Raw genomic sequence first — 19,821 nt, 5'->3', positions numbered from 1 at the left:
GAGTCTATCCCTCAACTTTCCATATTTACTTATTAATTTCGAGGCGTAATGCGCAATTCACTATTCAAACGACCGCCAGTAATAGCCAGTTCTCCTAAACGAGCGCCAGCACCTACAGTTGGAGGATAGAAGTTGATGTCTCTTGCTCTAAAAACACCCGAAGTTGTCTTTTGAGGATTGAACATCAAGGCAGCATTCACACCAAATTGTCCCGCACCATTTTGATCTTTACTAACAACCAATGCATTATTAAATGCAATTTTACCTGTCAAACGGTCTAAACCAAGTGTTGAACCATTATGAGGATCGGTAATTTGGAAGGTGTTATTGTCACCTTTCAGCTCTAATTCACCCACAAAAGTTAAGTTCTGACCATCTTCAGCAGCATTATTTGGAATTAAAGAAAAATCAACATCACCACCAAGACGTGATTTCACCACAAACATCACATCATCAGCTAAAGCAAAATTGTTGTCTGGTGATGAACTTCGCGTAGCACATCCTGCTGCTCCACTATTTAATTTACAGGTTTTATAAATGGTACCTGGCAGATATCCTGCAGCAACTTCTGTTGATAGAACAATCAACATATCGCGCAAGCTGACATTTACACTACCATTTTCTACGCCCATATTTCCTGTGCCCTTCGCGTACAGATCAATATTACGTAAACCCATATAGTAATCTGTTGATGTTGCCGTATCTCCACTGCCTACCTTACCGCCATCAACCACTAAAATTGACGTGGTTTTATTACCTAGCGCTTGACCATTAGCTCGGTCTACCCCAGAGGTACTCATTGCAAAAGACAAACCAATTCTTGAGGTATTACCCGTTGTAGCAATCATGTTTTTAACAACATCGGAGCCTGCTAAAGTGTAATAAAAAGCTTGATCTGCACGAACTGATGTTCCATATAGAGCAAGATTGGCATTCAGATTATAAAAAGGCAGTGCCAAACCCCACTCATTTTTAACATTTGTATTCGCAAACAAGTTAGCTGCTGGTGTTCCTGCACTATTGGTAAAACGTCCACGGCGGGAAATAGACTGAAATTCAGCACCACGAATCGCAGCAATCAAGCTGTATGGATTATCACCAGTTACTGCATTATGAATTTGGTGCTGATAATCAGTTGCTAAGGTTAAATAACTTCCATTACCAAAACGACTTTTTTGGAACACTTCGTTTTCAGGTAAGCGCAGTGTTTTTGTATCGGCTAAATTGAGATACACGTTACCGCTATCAAAAGATGCTCGAGTATTTGGTCTTAACCCTGTTAAGTTACTAAACTCAAAACCGTATGCATTTAGACCTGCCCCACCAATTTCTAAAGTCGTTGCTTGTCCATCACTTCCGAGCATTGAATCATTGTCTTTGGTAAAGTCAGCTTTCATACGGAATCCGATTCCAGAATCACCAATTACACTATTACTAGATGAAGCCGTTGGACTATTGGCATTTCCTAGAACACTTTCATTACCTTTTGTACCACGAAATTGCAACGATGAATTGACCATTCGCCCGCTGGCACCTACACGGATGAGACCTTTAGCTCCTTGAGGATTATTCGTATTGTTATTTAAAGCATATGGGTCATTTGAACTCACGTTCTTATTCAACATTACTTCGATATTTAGACCTGAGTTTGTTGTTTCACCCTCAGCACCTGACTTACCATTGCCATAGGTTCCTGTGTTAATAAATCCTGCTTTTTTTGAAGCCGAATTTGCAACACGGTTTAAATCCACATAACCCAAATTATCATTAGGCGTACTACTCATACCGGCAACATTATCTGTCGACCCTGTACGTGTATTCGACTGCATTCTCAATCCCTCAACTTCATCCACAAACATGGCACCACGTGCTTTGAAGTTGAAATTGAAGTTGTTTAAAACAAGTTGGTTGAGTTGGTTTCGTGCGTCAGTCTGCCCTAAATAGATATTGGCATTTTTAATCCCTAGTGCGATTTCGCTAAGATTCTCTTTGCTGAATAATCCGTGAATCGTTCTAAGCGATAAATCAGTATTCGAAGTGGTTTGTAAAGCCAATTGACCCATTGAAAAACTACAACGGCTTGAACTCTCGTTATCACAAATTCTGAGATTATTCATGGTCACTAAAGCAGGTGTCACACTGGCATTGAAGTCTAAACCTACTTGGTTCGCATTGCTTCCAGCATTAATTTTAATATCTGCCCCTAATGTTTGATTAGATACATTACTTTTTCGAATAGAGACATTATCTGCTGTTGCCTGCAATGTATTATTGGTTGCTCCACTACTGCCACGACCTGCTTGATCTTGCCAATAGACCTGTTCCATATTGGCTTCAGTCAATGTTGTCGAGATATGCACACCATCTTGACCATTTACATTTCGCAAAGCTTCATCATGCATCACTTCTAAAGCCATGGCATGACCACTTGTAAGCAAGATACTCAGGCTTAATGCATTCATAACCAGCAATGAGCTGTGATTATATTTTTTATTGTTCATCACATTTCCTTATGCATGTTTAATTTCAACAACGCTGGTGACTGCCGTCACAACCAAACATCATGACTTTACCCTGAACAGCTAAATTACCATTCATTTTTAAACCCATAAAACCAGTTTCTCGCCCATGGTCATATGCAGAACGAGGAGCGTTAAATGAATCATAACGTGTCACTTGCAGGTAACCATAGTCAGCAGGACTTGTTCCTACACCCTCAGTGGTGGCATTGCTGGTAAATTTATCCTGACCAAAAGCCAAAGCATCAAAACCAAAATTACGAATTTGAATTGGCTTAGATGCATCAAAGCTCAGTTGCATCGCTGCTTTAAGCTGATCAGTACCAGAATCATTTTTATAGCTGAGATCTACACCATCCAAGCCAATCTTTTGAATATTTAGAGTGCCCTGAATCCCTTTAAAAACAAGCCATAATTTAAAACCATCTGTACTACTTGCTTGACCATCTTTGATATAGCGATTATTGACAGCAAGCGCGAGACGACAATATTCCACATCCTTACACAGTGCATCATCAAACACATATCGTTGAACATTATTCTCAGTCACTAACTTTTGGTTTAAAGAAAGTTTTAATGAGAGATCAGCTCCAGCTTGTCCTTCAACATTTTTTAAAGCTTCATCTGACATGGGCTCAAGTGCATAAGTCATTGATGCTATAACACTGAATAGGACAGCGACTAATGAATTTTTCATGAATGCTCTCCTATAATCCTTTTGTGGTGATTTTCATATGCTGAATAAGAACACCATCAATGACCGCAGAACCCATATTTTTAAAATTTGATGCTGGCAATGCGGCATTAGGCGTTTGGGGAATTGGATTGACTGCACCAAAACTTATACCTACTGCATCTGATCCTTTATAAGCACTTAAAGTATTATTCGCAGCGTTATAAGAAGTACTTCCAATAGTGATACTGCTATGTGTTGCATTCGTCCCTTGATAGCCATTCAAACCATTGTTACCACATTTATAAAAGTTACAGGTTGAGCCCGCATATTCTGTCGAGTTTGGATTGCTATAATCTGTGTATATTTTTTTATAAATTTCAGGTTTATTTGGAATACGCGTGAGTTCCAAACTAAAGTTTTTACCATCAGAGCCTAGAATCAAAGGCTGATAGAGTGAACCCAATACGATATTGGCATTCAAATTATGAATAAAGATACCCTCATTGGCATCAAATACTGGTGCCAGAGTATTGTTGATGGCAGGGGTTTGTAAATTAGGAGTGTCTGATGTTTCACGCGTACTCAGTCTAAGAATATTGGCTGTTTTATTCCCCGTCGTCAGATTTTGACCATCACCTGAGTTCAAACGCACAAGTCCAGCAACACCCAAGGTGTTGTTATAAAATGCACTCATGCCTGCTTGGTTACTTGCACCATTTAAAGTTTGAAAGATTTTTATATTACTTCCATTAATGGAAAAATTATTCCAAATGGCCTGTAAACGAAGTCGATTAGCACGATCCGCATTACTCGTTCCTGCTTTTTCACCCAATTGGTAAAGTAGTGGATCCCCTTCTTTACGAGATGGATCAAGAACAAAAGCATCCGCCCACATGGCCATCTTCAATCTGTAAGCATCAAGACCATTGGCTGCATCCGTAGGACGAACTGTGTCCATTAATGGAGCTTCAAGCGTCAAGAATGGAACCTGACAGCTAGGATCATTACTTATACATGTTTTATTTAAATCAAAATTTGGAACCTGATTTTCAGTACCGACTCGAAGTAGCCATGGATTGGTTGCTGTTCCCCATGATCCTATACGTGCATCTTTATCTGTCGCAGCTAAGCGCGTATTGTGATTATTATCAGATTTAGATAATGCGAGACCATACACGAACAAATCAGCCTTACCCACGGAATGATCTTCTGACCCTACTGTTCCATTTTTATTGGTATCCAATGCCGCATCCGTTAAAGGACCCACTGGAATGAGATGAATATATCCGGTATCTTTTTGGCGATTCATTAAATCTGCCGCAGTTGAATTTTCCCCTTGAAAAACAAAATAAGCATCTTGAGGAATCATGGCGACACCCTCACCAGTCGTCGCACTTAAATTTTCATCCGAAAGAGGCTGCAATGCATAGACCGAAACCGTAGTAAGCGTCATTAAACTTGCAAGTAAAGTCTGATTAAATATGTTCGTATAATTAAGTGCCATCTCGACCTTCCCGTATACGATGCCTTGCACCATATTTATATTTTTAATTGTTCAGAGAAGAATTCCATGCTTCTCTTTTAATATTAAGATTACATCACAGTTTATAGTATATAAATGAAGTAGAATTTGCAAAAAATTGCGATTGGGTTGGCATTTTTTCCGATAAATGAATAAATTCAATTTTTCAAATACTTATAAAAAAAGCAAACTCATTGAGTTTGCTTTTTGCATGAAGTCTTACAATTCAATACTTAGGTTTTAGGTAAAGTTACACCTGTTTGACCTTGATATTTTCCACCACGATCTTTATAAGATGTTTCGCACACTTCATCTGACTCAAAGAACAACATTTGAGCAACACCTTCACCAGCATAAATACGTGCAGGTAAATTGGTTGTATTTGAAAATTCCAAGGTCACATGACCTTCCCACTCAGGCTCAAGTGGCGTCACGTTTACAATAATACCGCAACGCGCATAGGTTGATTTACCTAAACACACCGTCAAGACATTACGTGGGATACGGAAGTATTCTACTGTACGAGCAAGCGCAAATGAGTTAGGTGGAATAATACACACGTCAGCTTCGATATCGATAAAACTTTTGTCATCGAAATTTTTTGGGTCAACAATAGCAGAGTGAACGTTTGTGAACACTTTGAACTCACGCGCACAACGAACATCATAACCATAGCTTGAAACGCCATATGAAATGAGTTTTTGACCATTTTCATCTAAACGAACTTGGTTTTCTGCATACGGTTCAATCATGCCGTGTTTTTCGCTCATTTCGCGAATCCAACGATCAGACTTAATAGCCATTTATTTATTCCCAGAATACATATTCAATTACTGCGCTGTACTTTAACTGAAAACCCCGTCAATGGAAATAACCCACGATTTGTATTCCTGTTCAGTCTGCTGCGGTGAATCATCTTAAAGACTTAACAATGCCGAATAACTCATTGGAATTGAGAAACTCATCAGGACTAAGGATGCTGTTTTTTGCATATTGGACTGGTTTACCCACTTAATTTTATTATTGGCTAACAGCGACCCAATGAGTGTCCAAATAAAAGCGATGGGTAGGATCAATAAAATAAACATCAACATGTGCGCAATATAATAATCTACACTCACCCAAACAATTGCAGGGAAAATAGCCGAGGCAAAAAGCAAAGCTTTAGGATTTAGTAAAGTTGCACAGAATAATTCAGAAGCTTTGATGGTGGGCTGATTCAACTGATGCTCTACGTTGGCAGTGCGCCATAATTTGATGGCCAGATAGATAATATAGAATGAACTAAATAATTTTAATATCACTGGCAAAATTGGCAAATGAGTGGTGACACGACCAATTAAAAATCCCCATGCAGTGATGGCAATAAGATAGCCTAATGCTTCCGCGGGTATTAAGCGAAATGACTTTTTAATACCTACCTGTATACCTGAAGATGCAAGTAAAGTATTGGTTGGTCCGGGTGTGAATAAAATCGTGGTAACCAACGCAATAAAGAGCCATGAAATCATAGGATGACCTCGCTGATAATGCGCTCAGATTAATCAGGATTATTTCAATTGGCAAAATATTATTTGTGTGAAAATTTCTCAAGAATGAAACACAATTTTTTTTGTAATATTTTTCATCAGGTTAATTTGTCATTTAAATTATAACTCTGAAGTCACACAATGTAATCGAAACGAAAAACATGATGCACTCTTGCAAAAATGCTTATAGCACGTTCTTCATCGATGAAATTCAGCATCACAGTCCATTCACGCTGTGATGCTGAGTTCAAGCATTAATTTGACTGTTGTTCAGCTTCTTGAACCTGAATATTTAAAGATTTCTTTTGGAATTCTTTAGGATAATCAACATAAGGAATAATGGCAGCAGAAGCTGTCGTTGACAGAATGAGAGAAATCATAACCATCTTCATTGCAGTGATTGAACGCATTTCTATACCCATATAACGTGAAATTTCACAAAATATTTTAGGTAGAAAAATTAGAGTAAATAATCCTAAAACGACGAACGGTCAACAATAAAACCTGCCTAAGTAAGACTTAGACAGGTTTAACATTGAGTCTTTTCAAATACTTAGAAAATCCGACTTTGATCTCTTTCAGCTTTAGGCAATGCAGCTGCAATCTTCTGTGCAATTTCAATATAACTATCTGCTGCATCATCACCAATCAATACAGATGGTTTACCTTCATCGGCATGCTCTCGGATTTTCGCATTCAATGGTAAACGTCCAAGTAATGGAATATCGTATTGTTCCGATAACTTATCGCCACCTCCAGTACCAAAGATTTGCTCTTCATGGCCACAGTTTGAACAAATATGTGTCGACATATTTTCCACCACGCCCATCACAGGAATTTGAACACGGTTAAACAATTCAATACCTTTGGTCGCATCCATCAATGCGACATTTTGTGGTGTCGTCACGATCACTGCACCGGTCACTGGAATACGTTGTGCCAGAGTTAATTGAATATCCCCTGTTCCTGGTGGCATGTCGATCATTAATACATCAAGATCAGGCCAAAGGGTTTGGTTGAACAGTTGCATCAATGCGCCTGTTGCTTTTGGACCACGCCAAGCCACAGGAGTATTGTGATCTCCTGTCAGATGACCAATTGACAACACCGCCATACCAAAAGCATCCAACGGTACAAAATGTTCTGCCTCGATCATTGGGGTTTTACCGGCATTGCCAAGCATCGTTGGGATACTTGGACCATAGATATCTGCATCCAACACACCTACTTTCAGCCCGAGCTTTTGTAATGCCAGAGCTAAATTTACCGTAGTGGTTGATTTCCCTACACCACCCTTACCTGACGAAACTAAAATCACGTTCTGGATACGTGGATGCTTAGGTACATCACGTTGCTGTGGTGCAGCTTTTTGAATCGGGGCTTCTTCTTGTTGAGGTTGGTAATTCGCATTCGCTTGTTTTACCGCATCTTGGCTTGCAGATGCATCTACAACAGGAGGCAGATTGGATTTTGGGGCTTCGGCTTTTTTGCTTGAACAGCTTTCACCTGCTGCATGGTTGTGCCCACAACCACCTTGTTGTTGAGCATGACTTCCTGTTTTCTGCTGAATGACATGCATATTCAGCTCTTTAATCCCACACTTTTCCAAAGCATCAGCGAGTTCATCGTGAATTTGCTGTAACTGATCTTTTTCACTTGGCACGGTATTAATGGTAATTTGCAGTACATCACCTTCAACATTGACCTGTGTGATTCGATCTTTCAAAAAATTGTCAGAATTCGGCAAAACGTAGTGTTGTAATACGTGTTGTACAGCCTCTTCATTCACCTCCTTTGAGGGTGAAAAAACAGATTTGAGTGAAGAAAGCCACGACATACCGTACTCCAAGTCTGGACAGAAACTGATAAAGGAATAGTTTAACGAGAAATATCAACAAGGTTAAGCAACAATATATTGATCCCCCGTTTGATTAGAAATATGTTAGTCGAATTCCAACTAAATTAGTCAGCTTTTTTATTATTTTTATTGGCGTATTGCGAATGCTGTCATTGATACACTCTATAAACTTGATTTCACTGTTAAACGCCTTGATTCATGTTGCAAGTGATTCATGCTTTCAACAAATAGCAACACAATAGCGAATTTTTTAACATTAAAATTGAAAAGAATATAAAACCAAGATAACACTTCGATATGTCTTTAAAACAAAGAAATCTGAAACTTAAATTAAAAACATGCTCAATAACTGCCTTAATGAGCACAATGCTCCTTCTACCAATTTTAGGCTATGCCGCCAATGAATCCCGAAGTTTTCGTACTCCTTCAGGACAAATCATCAGCTTAGGTGACTCTTATGCAAAATTAAGCTCACACATGAAGCAGACGCCGACTTCAACACAACATTATGAATGGAAAGAAGGAAAAAATCGTTTTACGGCTTATAGCTATACCTACGAATTTCATGATCTGATTTACACCTTTACTGTGGTGAATAATGAAATTAGAAAAATCGAATGGATTAGAAAAAATTAAAAAAAAAGCTCATCTGATGATGAGCTTTTTTGTGATCAATTTACTTTTTCAGTTGATCAATTTTCTCTGATGCTTTTGCTTTAAGATCCGCAAATTTTTCACTCGCTTGATCTTTCAGGTCATGCAATTTATCTGCTGCTTGCTCTTTTAAATCTACCGCTTTATGTTTTAAATCATCTAAAGTTGAATGCGCTTCAGAAGAATTATGCTGCGTGTCATGTTTTAGATCATTCAGTTTTTTTTCACCTTCAAGCTTGGCTTCTGCTGCACCATGCTTCACTTGATCCAATGCTTTCTCGCCTTTCAGCTCAGCTTCTTTCGCCTTTAATTTCAGATCATCGCCGAGTTCTGAAGCTTTGTTTTTTAAGTCATCAATTTTATTATTCGACATCTTCAATCCTCTTTATCGCTTTGATAGTGAATCTTAGTTATATCGAAGATTTGCAGTGCTCATCGTAAATGTTTCGAATCACTACAATTTCTCACATGATGATGTAGAACAACACTACGCTGTAACTTTTGAGTTGAAAATGATGAATTTAGGAGCGAATATTCGACATAAAGTTCAATGCAGAAAACAACCAAATAAATAAAATAAAGCTTCGTGCTTGTGTGAAATGCTCGACATCCGTGCCATGCAAAATATTATGACGTGTCGCGGTCACATTCGAGCTTGAATCCATTTTATAAGCCGCGAGTTCTGCAAAGTATGGATTAAGCTCAATGGCAATCTTAGATTTATGCCAAAGGCTCTTAATTTCATTGCCTTTCAAACCTGGTACAATTTTATAAACATCGACTAACTTGGTGCCATTTTGCTTTAAGAAACCTTGTTGAATCAGTACGTCTGTCAGTAACCCTTCAAGTTGGGCATAGAGTAATGGTACACAACCTGCATAACAGCCGAGTTTATACATTTTAAAAGCTTCGATAATCACAGGACGACGCAAGGCTTTATTCTGCTCATCGATCTGCATAGCATCGAAAGTGGTCAATACATCTTTTTGAAAAGCTTCAGTGTTAATAACATCAAGTAAGTTAAAACTTTGCACATCTTCATAAGCATAAATTTGTTGCCAAAAGTGCATCAGGTTTAACGCATCATTGGCAACTTTCGAGCCGACAGGTTGATCCAACTGATCGGCAAGCACATTAAAATATTCATCTTGCTGGGCAAGTTCACGTAAATGATTGACTAAAAGTGTATGTTCGCCTTGCGAGATTTGATCAAGATAATCCTGTGCCTGATTAAGAATTTGCTTACCCAGAGTTGGTAAGCCCTGCACATTCGATTTGATGCGTTTTACAGGTTGCTCATCTTCATAATCATCATACATGGTCAAACACTCAGGTGAATAGCAGGATATCTATTATCCCTGATAAGTCTGTAACAAAGTAGCCTTTCCAGGTGCTCTAGCTTTGACAATAAATAAGAATTCATCAAAAGGCTTATGCAAGTCTCGCCTATCTCATGTAAAATTATCGCCCATTGCATAAAATACGAATGAGAGAGTCAGATCCGTGCGTAATATCTTAGTCACTAACGCCCTTCCATACGCCAATGGCCCGATCCATATGGGTCACTTACTGGGTTATATCCAAGCAGATATTTGGGTACGTGCGATGCGTGCAATGGGTCATAACGTGACTTATGTCTGCGCGGACGATGCTCACGGCACAGCAATTATGCTACGTGCTGAAGCCAACGGTATTACTCCAGAACAGCAAATTGCCAATGTACAAAAAGAACATGAGCGTGACTTTGCCGGCTTCAAGGTTGATTTCGATCATTACGATTCAACCAACAGCGCTGAAAACCAAGCACGTGCTTCTGAGATTTATATTAAGAACCGTGAAGCCGGCAATATTGCAGTTCGTCCTGTAACCCAGTTGTTCGACCCTGAAAAAGGTATGTTCTTATCTGACCGTTTCATTAAAGGTACATGCCCGAAATGTAAAGCGGAAGATCAGTACGGCGATTCATGCGAAGTGTGTGGTACAACGTATAACGCAACAGAATTGTTAAATCCAAAATCGACTTTAAGCGGTGCGACTCCTGTTGAGAAATCTTCAGATCACTACTTCTTTAAACTACCGAACTTTGGTGAATACCTACAAAAATGGACACGTGACGAAGGTCGTTTACCTGTGTCGATTGCCAACAAGTTAGATGAATGGTTTGAAGCAGGTTTGTCGGATTGGGATATTTCTCGTGATGCGCCATATTTTGGTTTTGAAATTCCTGATGCACCAAATAAATATTTTTATGTTTGGGTCGATGCGCCAATCGGCTATATGTCGAGCTTTGAAAACTACATCAAAACCAAGCGTCCTGACTTAAGCTTTGATGATTATTGGAAAAAAGATTCTAAAAATGAGGTGTATCACTTCATTGGTAAAGACATCGTGTATTTCCACGCATTGTTCTGGCCTGCAATGCTTGAAGGTGCCAACTACCGTACACCGACAAGCCTATTCGTAAACGGTTTCTTGACTGTAAATGGTCAGAAGATGTCTAAATCTCGTGGTACGTTCATTAAAGCGGAAACGTATTTAAAGCATTTAAACCCTGAATATTTACGTTACTACTTTGCGTCTAAACTTTCTGACAAAGTTGAAGATTCTGACTTAAACCTTGATGATTTCGTTCAAAAAGTGAATTCTGACCTTGTTGGTAAAGTGGTGAACATCGCAAGTCGTTGTGCGAAATTCATTAACACGAAATTTGACAATAAATTGTCTGCGACTTGTGCAGAGCCTGAGTTGGTTCAAAGCTTTATTGATGCTGGTGATTCAATTGCGCAAGCATACGAATCACGTGAATTCTCAACTGCAATCCGTGAAATCATGGCGCTTGCGGATAAAGCCAACCAATACATCGATGAGAAAAAGCCTTGGGCACTTGCGAAAATTGAGGGCGAAGAACAACAAGTTCATGACGTATGTTCTGTCGGTATTAACCTATTCCGTCAATTGGCGGTGTACCTTGCACCTGTACTTCCAACTTTGGCAGATCAAGTTCAAGCATTCTTACAATTAGACAGCTTCAACTTTGAATCTCGTAAGCAAGTTTTGGTTGCACATGAAATCGCATTGTTCCAACCATTAATGCAACGTGTAGATCCAAAAGCTGTGGCTGCAATGGTCGATGCATCTAAAGATTCTTTAGCTGCACCTGCGGAAGCACCAAAAGCTGAAAAGAAAAAAGAGAAAGCCAAAGAGAAGAAAGCTGAGCCGAGAGTAGGTGAAGCTGAAATTATCGGTATCGAAGACTTTATGAAAGTTGACCTACGTGTGGCTGAAGTTCTTGAAGCTGCAACGGTTGAAGGTTCTGACAAACTTCTTCAATTGACATTAAATGTTGGCGAAGCTGAGCCACGTAACGTATTTAGTGGTATTCGTGAGTTCTACAAACCTGAAGACTTAAAAGGCAAATTGGTGGTGATGGTGGCAAACCTTGCTCCACGTAAGATGCGTTTTGGTATTTCAAATGGTATGGTGTTAGCTGCGGGTAATGGCGACGGTGTTTGGGTGATTTCACCTGAATCTGGTGCTAAACCAGGTGATAAAGTGTCTTAATTATTGATTAAGATGAGAGAAAGCCTCTACTGATGTAGGGGCTTTTTTATTTTACCTCTCCCTAGCCCTCTCCTAAAAGGAGAGGGAAATTCTTTTTAAACTCCAAAGCCATATTCAATCAGATGGCTTGCGACATGGATGTCGCCCGTTCGTTAGGGGCACACGGAAGTGCCCTCTAACGAACAAAGGGGTTTTGTTACTTTTGACCCGACAAAAGTAAAATCGTACAACAATATAATTTTTCGATATAATAATTTAGAGATATCACATAAATTAATTAAAAATGAAATATGATATAGATAAAACATTAAGTAGACTTAGTCATCTTTCACAAATTGGGTTACTTTTAGCTGCGATATTTACGATTTGGTATACCGTAGTTCCACTCTATGGAAAAGCTGTTTTAGAAGAACAAGTCGCTGAAAAAACTATAGAATTAAAAAATATAAACGAGCAAATTTCTAAACAGTATTCACAACTTAAAAAAAATTATATTAAAGATCTAAATATCACTTATAAGTTTCAATGTGTTCTTAAGCCTTTATCAAAAATTTCAAATTATAGCGATCGTCTGAATTTCGATGTAGCACCATGTTTAAATAAAGTGAATGATTTAACTCTTAAAAAGAGTTTATTAAATGAAAATGATAAACAACAATTTACTTTAGCCCATACAATGATTTTAAATAATTTAGAAAGTACTAGAAAAAAAACTAAGCAAGAATTTCAAAAAATTGAGGATATAGGAATCAATGAAATACATTTGCTGCCAGAAATACAAGGATACAGTAAAGAAGCATTTGAGTTTACTAAAGATACGGCTAAATTATTAGGTGAACCTTATCCTTATAAAGAAGAGTTTGAAGCTCGAAAATCTCAGGCTAAACGTGATTTATATTCTAAATATATCGATGAATTATCAAACTTAATTAATATTAATTTAGCTCAAATTAAATAGATCAATTAGGTATAGCTATGTTGTAAAATAAAAGCCTCTAATTAATAGAGGCTTTTTTATTGCAACTCAAAAATGAATTATTCGACTGCAATCATCACTTTCATCGCATTTTCATCTGCTGCATGCTTAAACACATCGTACGCTTTTTTAAACTCAGCAAACTTAAACTGGTGCTTCCTCAACTTTTCTAACGGCAATTTGCTCGAACAACAAGTTTTCAGCGACATGCCTATATCCCTCACCCCGACCCTCTCCCATAGGGAGAGGGAGAACGCATTACTATAATAATTTCGTGCATTTCCCTCTCCTTTTAGGAGAGGGTTAGGGAGGGGTCATTTTATAAAACAACTATAAATATGATAAAAAAGAAGTAATCCTTTAAAATCTAAAAGAAGCCTATGAAAACTCTAAAACCCCTATTCCTCACATTCGCTTTAAGCACCACAGCCTTCAGCACCCAAGCTGCTGAACCAAACCCTATCCCAACGCAAAAACAAGTCGCTGGCTACTACCATCACCAAATCGGAAACACCCAAATCACCGCCCTACTCGATGGTACAAACCATCTCAATCCATCTATGTTTAAAGGCTTAAGCGACTTTGATAAAACTGAAATCCTAAAGAAATACGCTGCGCTGAACGACAAAGGCATACAAACCTCAGTCAACGCCTTTCTCATCAATACAGGCAACCAACTGCTGATGGTCGACAGCGGAGCTGCTAGCTGCTTTGGCGCACATTTAGGTTCAATCTATAACAACCTCAAAGCATCTGGTTATCAGCCTACGCAAGTGAATGGTATCTTCCTCACTCACTTGCACCCTGACCATGTGTGTGGTATTTCAAACAACGGCGTAGCGAATTATCCAAATGCAACGCTGCATATTTCAAAAACGGAATATGACTATTGGCTGAGTCCAAATACCGTAAAAAAACTGCCAAAAGACAAACAAGCAGGTTTTTTAGGAACAGTCGAAAAAATCAAAGCAGCGCTTGCACCATATGAAAAAGCGAAACAAGTAATAGTCTTATCTGATAAATCTTTACGCTTTGGTGATATCGAATTTAAACCATCCTTTGGTCATACACCAGGGCATTACAGCTTTAAACTGAAAGCTGATGGACAAGAAGTGGTGTTTATTGGCGATATCGTACATTCACATACCTTGCAGTTCGACAAACCTGAAACTGCCATTGAGTTTGATATTGACCCACAAACTGCAATTCAAACTCGTTTAAAGCACTTTGCTGAATATGCCAAAGATGGGCAGTTGATTGCAGCACCACACTTACCGTTCCCAGGACTTGGGCACATTTATTCCAAAGATGAACAAAGCTACCAATGGATACCGGTTCACTTTAAAGATTAAACTAAAGTCATGCAATGGTTGAAATTTCAAGTATTTTTATTTAAAGTTCCCTCGCTTAAAAACGGGGGTAAACTAATGAAAAAATTATTAATTTCAATTATCGCAGCAACTTCAGTATTGGCGACAGGCTGTTCAGTTCGTATGGCTGATATGACAGTTGCTTCAACTAAAAACTATAATCTCAACTCTAATCAGTTCGTGAAAGGTGAACGTGTAACAGGTGAAGATAAGGTCCCAGTTGTCTTGTTCCCTTTAGGGGTTCCAAACTTTAAAACTGCTGTAGATCGTGCTATTGAAAAAAACCGTTGCGCTGTGGCTCTTTCTGATGTGGTGATCACTCAATTGAATCAAGCATTCATTGTTGGTCAAATTGGTTATCGTGTAGAAGGTACACAAGTAATTGACCGTTCACAGCCTGAATGTAAGAAATAAGATTTTAAAAAAGCCTCTAATACGTTTAGAGGCTTTTTTATGGGCATATTTAAATCAAAAATTAGGTGTCTAAATTTACGTTCTGTCTTCGGTCGATATATTCAACATAACCTCGCCCCTTACGTTCAGTTCCATTCAGCAAACCACTCCACTGATAAGAACTCACATAACCTGCAGCTAAACCATAACAATATTCCGTATCTGCCACCGCAAGAATATCTAACACTTTCTCACCTTGATGATGTGCAATCCATCTGAAAGACTGGGGCACCTCCATTTCAAAACCGTCAGGTGTTATTTTCGGATCAGGCTTTAATGCGATCACTTGAAAAGCAACCTCACCATCATATTGAATAGAAGTACCATCAATATGACGATACGACACGGCGGTATAAGTAGGTTCACCTGCAAAACCGATATAGGCCAAGACCAATTGTGACTCATCATCTATGTTGATGACTTGATAACTAAAACTGTCTAAAGGCACCAATCCTGTGGTCGGTTTAATGGGAGTCGGCAACATTGAGCTTGAGACTGCTTTCCAATGTTCCAGTGTACATAACCCTTTAACTTCAACACGTTTTCCATGTTGGGTCAAATGACCGTCATATTGCATCAATACACTAAAGTGCTGATATAACATGCTATGTGCAAACCACGTAATGGCAGGCGTTGGGGTTAACCAAATATCAACTTGCAGATCATCACGTTCAGATACTAGATGATAACTCCCTTCTATTTCAGCAAGGAAAGATTCTCGACCAAACTCAACCTTAAATGGCTTTTGATGGAATACAATTTCGTCTTGAATATTATAAATGCGAAAGGCTTCTTCATCTGTCGATAAGGCTGTTCCATGGACCAAAGTAGCGGTATTTTCAGGACTAAGACCAGAAATCGACTTGGGTAAATGCGTTATCTTCGCACCAACATCACCAATGACAGAAGCATAGGACAGATACCGAAAAGGCTCAGGCAAATCTGGAATCATAATTCCATAATGCGTACTCGCGAATTGACGATGAAAAACATGCGCATCTAAATTATATTCACGCGGTAAAAATGCTTGTTCTTCTGGCTCTACTGCACCCAAAAGGTTTTTGGCCATTTGACCCAATTGATAGTAGAACTTTTGTTGTAGACTTTTATTTTTTGAATGACTACTGAGGAGAGAATACATAACAAACTCACAAACAATGAGAGATATTTACACCCTAAACAACCTCTCCTCAGTTCTTTATAGCTGATCAGGACTGGCAAATGTGAATTCAGGTCAGATCATAAAAATTGTTAGACAAGATTAAAAATGTGATCTACTTCACACCAAAAATCAATTTCAATCCGAGCACAGACATCACAATGCCCGCACCACGATCAAATACTTTCTTAAATTTTAAATATACCGCACGCGGCTTTTCCGCTGATAATGCAACCGCCACCAACGAGCACCAACCAGCATCGATAAAAAAGCACAGCATTGGTAACACAAAGTAAAAATACAACGGAATCTCTTTGGGTAATAAAGCTGTGAAAATACTGGCAAGTACAATGGCAATTTTAGGATTCGACAATTGAGTAATTAAGCCTGTGGTAAATGCACGTCGTAAACTCATCGGATGCGATGCAGAATGATCAGCTTCGATTGGATCTTTGGCATGTTTGATAATTTTATAAGCCAAAAACAATAAATATAATCCACCGCAGATTTTCAAAGCCAAATATGCTGAAGGCACTGCAAGTAAGAATGCCTGTAAACCTAATACTGCCAATAAACCAAAAATCGCAGCACCGAAACCAGTTCCTAGTGCAGTAAATAAACCATGTTTACGCGAAATAGCGATTGAATTTTTAGCGACATAGATTGAAGTCGGCCCCGGACTCATTGCGCCCAGTAAAAGTGCTGCTGCAATCGAACCTAAAATCCAAATTGATTCCACATTAATTCCATAGTAGATGATTGATTTATCGCGTTATTCTACTTGGAAGCCTTATGAATATTTCCCTAATTATTTGAGTGATTTTTTTAAATATTAAAATTATTCACTATTTATTTTATTATTTTTAGCGAATTAGTTTACTGTATAAATTAAATACAATTGATTTTATAAAAATAGCCAAGTCATGCTAATCATCATCTGACAGTGCTTCATTATATGCAGTTTCGTGCGGAGACAGACGATAGTCCCTTTCCTGTACAGGTACGCCAGCAATAATCATACTTCGTGCTTCAGTTTTTGGTTTGTTTAGAAAATCCTGCTCACAGCCTAAGGCCGTTAAAACAAACAAACCCAATAATAAAATGGATAGAGATTGCTTCATGCCACCCTCCCAAAATTCCGTTTTCTTTCAGATTAGCACTTTTGATTATTTTTTAAACATATTTTTTCACTGTTTTTCAATTTCTCCGAGTAAGAGCTAAGATTCGAAATCCGCTATACTGTTAAAAAACCAAATTCTCGCACTATGTTTGATACGATAGCCCAACAGGTTCAAGATCAGGAAATTTCTTTAAATGGTTTAAACATCACCGTTCGCCGTTTAGACCAAATTCATCCACATATCTCGGGAAATAAGTTTTATAAACTGAAATACAATTTTATTGAGGCAAAACGTCAAGGCTTTCAAAAAGTAATGACCTTTGGTGGGGCTTATTCAAATCATATTGCCGCCACAGCGTTTGCTACGCATCAATTTGGCTTTCAGTCTATTGGGATCATTCGTGGTGAAGAACTCAAAAACTCAGCACGCAATCACACCCTCGCCACCGCGGAACGTTTTGGTATGGCGCTGCACTTTATCTCACGAGAAGCATATCGACACAAAAATGATCCTGAGTTTTTAGCTCACTTAGCGCAACGCTTTCCTGAAAGTTATTTAATTCCAGAAGGTGGCACCAACTCGCTTGCCATTCAGGGCACTCAAGAAATTTTAAAAGATGCTGATCAGACCTTTGACTTCATTTGTTGTGCTGTCGGAACAGGCGGTACGATTTCAGGATTGATTGAACGCAGTTTAAGCCATCAAAGAATTATTGGATTTTCTGCGTTAAAAGGCAATTTTCTGAATGATGAAGTAAAACTACTGACGGGTAAAAACAACTGGCATATCACTGATGATTATTGCTTCGGAGGCTATGCCAAAACCCGACCTGAACTGATTCAATTTATTGAAAAGTTTGAATATGAATACCGTATTCCACTTGAACAAGTCTATACCGGAAAAATGATGTTTGGCATTCATGATCTTATACAACAAAACTATTTCCCCAAAAACGCTAAAGTTTTAGTCATTCATTCGGGCGGGCTTCAAGGTCGAACGATTTAGTTGATCTTGCTTCTGCTGCTGTTCGCTTGAATTAATCCGATAATGCTCAGTTCATCGTAATTTACCGTTATAATTGCGCTGTTTCGTTTTTTGATTATTTTCATGTCTTCCAAGCAATACGATGTTTTAGTAATAGGTGCGGGTGCATCTGGTTTAATGACCGCATATATGGCTGCTCAACGTGGGCGTCGTGTCATGGTGGTTGAAAAAGCCAATAAAGTGGGTAAAAAAATTCTCATGTCAGGTGGCGGTAAATGTAACTTTACCAATCTGTATGTTGAGCCTGATAACTATATTTCACATAACCCGCATTTTGTTATCTCAGCACTCACACGTTATACCAATTGGGATTTCATTGGCTTGGTCTGCGAATATGGCATTGAATACGAAGAACGTAAACACGGTCAGCTCTTTACCCTAAACGGCGCCAAAGAAATCTTAGCCATGTTACTTGCTGAATGTGACAAAACTGGTCTAGTCGACATCAAAACCAGTTGCGAGGTGAAAGCCGTCAACGCCCTTGAGGAACACGGTTTTCAGGTGGCAACCAATTTAGGTTTTTTTGAAGTTGAATCTGTCGTGGTCGCATCTGGTGGTCTCTCAATTCCGACGCTTGGAGGCTCAGGCATTGGCTATGAGATTGCTAAACAATTTGGACACTATGTTTATCCGACTCGTGCAGGTCTAGTCCCCTTTACTTTTTCTGATGGTTTCAAAGAAGTGACGACACGACTCAGTGGCAATGCTGTTGAAGCGACATTAAGCAATCATCTCAATAGCTTTACTGAAGCACTCTTGTTTACGCACCGTGGTTTAAGTGGTCCAAGTTCTTTACAGCTCTCAAACTATTGGGATGTGGGTCAAAGTTTTAAAGTCGACTTTTTACCGAGTCTTGATCTCTTGAATTTTTTTAAAACTAAAAAACAAAATCAACCTAAAGTGTTACTTCGCACCTTACTCGCTGAACACTTACCGAAAAGTGTCGTAGTTGAATTGCAACAGTTGATTTGGATGGATCAAGCTGAAATATCAATCGGTAATATCAGTGATGAGAAGTTAGAGATGATTGCCCAGCGCCTTCATGCATTTGAAGTTAAACCTTCTGGGACTGAAGGATACCGTACGGCTGAGGTGACTTTAGGTGGAGTTGATACCACTGAAGTTTCCTCAAAAACAATGGAAAGTAAAAAGCAAAAAGGACTTTTCTTCGTCGGTGAAATACTCGATGTAACTGGCCATTTAGGTGGATTTAACTTTCAATGGGCTTGGTCATCTGCACATGCCGCATCTGAGTATGTCTAATTAACAACGAGTATTGTTCATTTTTTCATTAAAGGGGGCATCCTTTGCCCTCTTTGAATATCGTCCCTATTGATCAATCGAATGCTTCATTATTGATTTATCTTTTCTAAAGGAAG

At 38.7% G+C, this 19,821-nt stretch carries 19 protein-coding genes and 1 pseudogene; 7 read left to right on the top strand and 13 right to left on the bottom strand.

Annotated features, from left to right (window positions below; all coding sequences use genetic code 11):
* Positions 1-32 precede the first annotated feature (32 nt).
* The 7 genes and pseudogenes from AC1M9B_RS09795 to apbC all read right to left on the bottom strand — a co-directional run bounded on the left by AC1M9B_RS09795 (position 33) and on the right by apbC (position 8,083).
* Positions 33-2,501 carry a DUF6160 family protein gene (locus AC1M9B_RS09795; protein WP_481609000.1) on the bottom strand — a complete coding sequence of 823 codons (2,469 nt, stop codon included), beginning with the start codon at positions 2,499-2,501 and terminating at the stop codon, positions 33-35.
* A gap of 25 nt (positions 2,502-2,526) precedes the next feature.
* Positions 2,527-3,216: a hypothetical protein gene (locus AC1M9B_RS09790; protein ID WP_481608999.1), complete on the bottom strand. Its 690-nt coding sequence runs from the start codon at positions 3,214-3,216 to the stop codon at positions 2,527-2,529.
* Positions 3,217-3,322: 106 nt separating this feature from the next.
* Positions 3,323-4,732, bottom strand: a pseudogene (locus AC1M9B_RS09785) (hypothetical protein); the annotation flags it as partial.
* A 218-nt stretch (positions 4,733-4,950) separates the two neighbouring features.
* Positions 4,951-5,520, bottom strand: coding sequence for a dCTP deaminase (dcd, locus tag AC1M9B_RS09780; RefSeq protein ID WP_004694514.1), 570 nt, complete (start codon positions 5,518-5,520; stop codon positions 4,951-4,953).
* A 114-nt stretch (positions 5,521-5,634) separates the two neighbouring features.
* Positions 5,635-6,228, bottom strand: coding sequence for a LysE family translocator (locus AC1M9B_RS09775; protein ID WP_180028060.1), 594 nt, complete (start codon positions 6,226-6,228; stop codon positions 5,635-5,637).
* Positions 6,229-6,500: 272 nt separating this feature from the next.
* Positions 6,501-6,656 carry a hypothetical protein gene (locus AC1M9B_RS09770; protein WP_155756999.1) on the bottom strand — a complete coding sequence of 52 codons (156 nt, stop codon included), beginning with the start codon at positions 6,654-6,656 and terminating at the stop codon, positions 6,501-6,503.
* A gap of 143 nt (positions 6,657-6,799) precedes the next feature.
* Positions 6,800-8,083 (bottom strand): iron-sulfur cluster carrier protein ApbC, encoded by a 1,284-nt coding sequence (gene apbC / locus AC1M9B_RS09765; RefSeq protein WP_481587283.1) that lies wholly within the window; start codon positions 8,081-8,083, stop codon positions 6,800-6,802.
* Positions 8,084-8,470: 387 nt separating this feature from the next.
* Between apbC and AC1M9B_RS09760 the strand changes: the two genes are divergently transcribed.
* Positions 8,471-8,740: a hypothetical protein gene (locus tag AC1M9B_RS09760; protein ID WP_051586621.1), complete on the top strand. Its 270-nt coding sequence runs from the start codon at positions 8,471-8,473 to the stop codon at positions 8,738-8,740.
* Between the two features lie 40 nt (positions 8,741-8,780).
* Here the strand turns inward: AC1M9B_RS09760 and AC1M9B_RS09755 are convergent, their stop codons facing one another.
* Together AC1M9B_RS09755 and AC1M9B_RS09750 are read right to left on the bottom strand one after the other, a co-directional pair.
* Positions 8,781-9,131, bottom strand: a complete 351-nt coding sequence (locus tag AC1M9B_RS09755; RefSeq protein ID WP_035269559.1) for a hypothetical protein — start codon at positions 9,129-9,131, stop codon at positions 8,781-8,783.
* A 148-nt stretch (positions 9,132-9,279) separates the two neighbouring features.
* Positions 9,280-10,077 carry a hypothetical protein gene (locus tag AC1M9B_RS09750; RefSeq protein WP_035269566.1) on the bottom strand — a complete coding sequence of 266 codons (798 nt, stop codon included), beginning with the start codon at positions 10,075-10,077 and terminating at the stop codon, positions 9,280-9,282.
* Positions 10,078-10,261: 184 nt separating this feature from the next.
* Between AC1M9B_RS09750 and metG the strand changes: the two genes are divergently transcribed.
* Both metG and AC1M9B_RS09740 read left to right on the top strand, forming a co-directional pair.
* Positions 10,262-12,319, top strand: a complete 2,058-nt coding sequence (metG, locus tag AC1M9B_RS09745) for a methionine--tRNA ligase (RefSeq protein WP_035269568.1) — start codon at positions 10,262-10,264, stop codon at positions 12,317-12,319.
* Between the two features lie 283 nt (positions 12,320-12,602).
* A complete protein-coding gene (locus AC1M9B_RS09740) occupies positions 12,603-13,277 on the top strand; it encodes a hypothetical protein (protein ID WP_481608998.1) in 675 nt (224 codons plus the stop codon).
* Positions 13,278-13,354: 77 nt separating this feature from the next.
* Here AC1M9B_RS09740 and AC1M9B_RS09735 read toward each other — a convergent pair whose 3' ends face one another.
* Complete coding sequence (locus tag AC1M9B_RS09735; protein WP_306669586.1) at positions 13,355-13,504, bottom strand: hypothetical protein; 150 nt, start codon at positions 13,502-13,504, stop codon at positions 13,355-13,357.
* A 171-nt stretch (positions 13,505-13,675) separates the two neighbouring features.
* Between AC1M9B_RS09735 and AC1M9B_RS09730 the strand changes: the two genes are divergently transcribed.
* Complete coding sequence (locus AC1M9B_RS09730; RefSeq protein WP_481608997.1) at positions 13,676-14,647, top strand: MBL fold metallo-hydrolase; 972 nt, start codon at positions 13,676-13,678, stop codon at positions 14,645-14,647.
* Between the two features lie 75 nt (positions 14,648-14,722).
* Positions 14,723-15,079, top strand: a complete 357-nt coding sequence (locus tag AC1M9B_RS09725) for a hypothetical protein (RefSeq protein ID WP_035267298.1) — start codon at positions 14,723-14,725, stop codon at positions 15,077-15,079.
* A 61-nt stretch (positions 15,080-15,140) separates the two neighbouring features.
* Here AC1M9B_RS09725 and AC1M9B_RS09720 read toward each other — a convergent pair whose 3' ends face one another.
* The 3 genes from AC1M9B_RS09720 to AC1M9B_RS09710 all read right to left on the bottom strand — a co-directional run bounded on the left by AC1M9B_RS09720 (position 15,141) and on the right by AC1M9B_RS09710 (position 17,398).
* A complete protein-coding gene (locus tag AC1M9B_RS09720) occupies positions 15,141-16,259 on the bottom strand; it encodes a DUF6670 family protein (protein ID WP_481608996.1) in 1,119 nt (372 codons plus the stop codon).
* 133 nt (positions 16,260-16,392) lie between these two features.
* Entirely contained in the window at positions 16,393-17,016 is a 624-nt protein-coding gene (locus AC1M9B_RS09715; RefSeq protein ID WP_035267296.1) for a LysE family translocator, read from the bottom strand.
* A gap of 187 nt (positions 17,017-17,203) precedes the next feature.
* On the bottom strand, positions 17,204-17,398 hold the full coding sequence (locus AC1M9B_RS09710) for an NF038215 family lipoprotein (RefSeq protein ID WP_035267295.1): 195 nt from the start codon (positions 17,396-17,398) through the stop codon (positions 17,204-17,206).
* Positions 17,399-17,542: 144 nt separating this feature from the next.
* On the opposite strand from AC1M9B_RS09710, the gene AC1M9B_RS09705 reads away from it, so the two are divergent.
* Positions 17,543-18,403, top strand: a complete 861-nt coding sequence (locus tag AC1M9B_RS09705) for a 1-aminocyclopropane-1-carboxylate deaminase/D-cysteine desulfhydrase (protein WP_481608995.1) — start codon at positions 17,543-17,545, stop codon at positions 18,401-18,403.
* A 102-nt stretch (positions 18,404-18,505) separates the two neighbouring features.
* Positions 18,506-19,705 carry a BaiN/RdsA family NAD(P)/FAD-dependent oxidoreductase gene (locus AC1M9B_RS09700; RefSeq protein ID WP_481608994.1) on the top strand — a complete coding sequence of 400 codons (1,200 nt, stop codon included), beginning with the start codon at positions 18,506-18,508 and terminating at the stop codon, positions 19,703-19,705.
* Positions 19,706-19,821: the final 116 nt, after the last annotated feature.

This window comes from Acinetobacter sp. ANC_7513, assembly GCF_056779915.1.
This window is presented reverse-complemented; position numbering and strand designations above follow the sequence as displayed.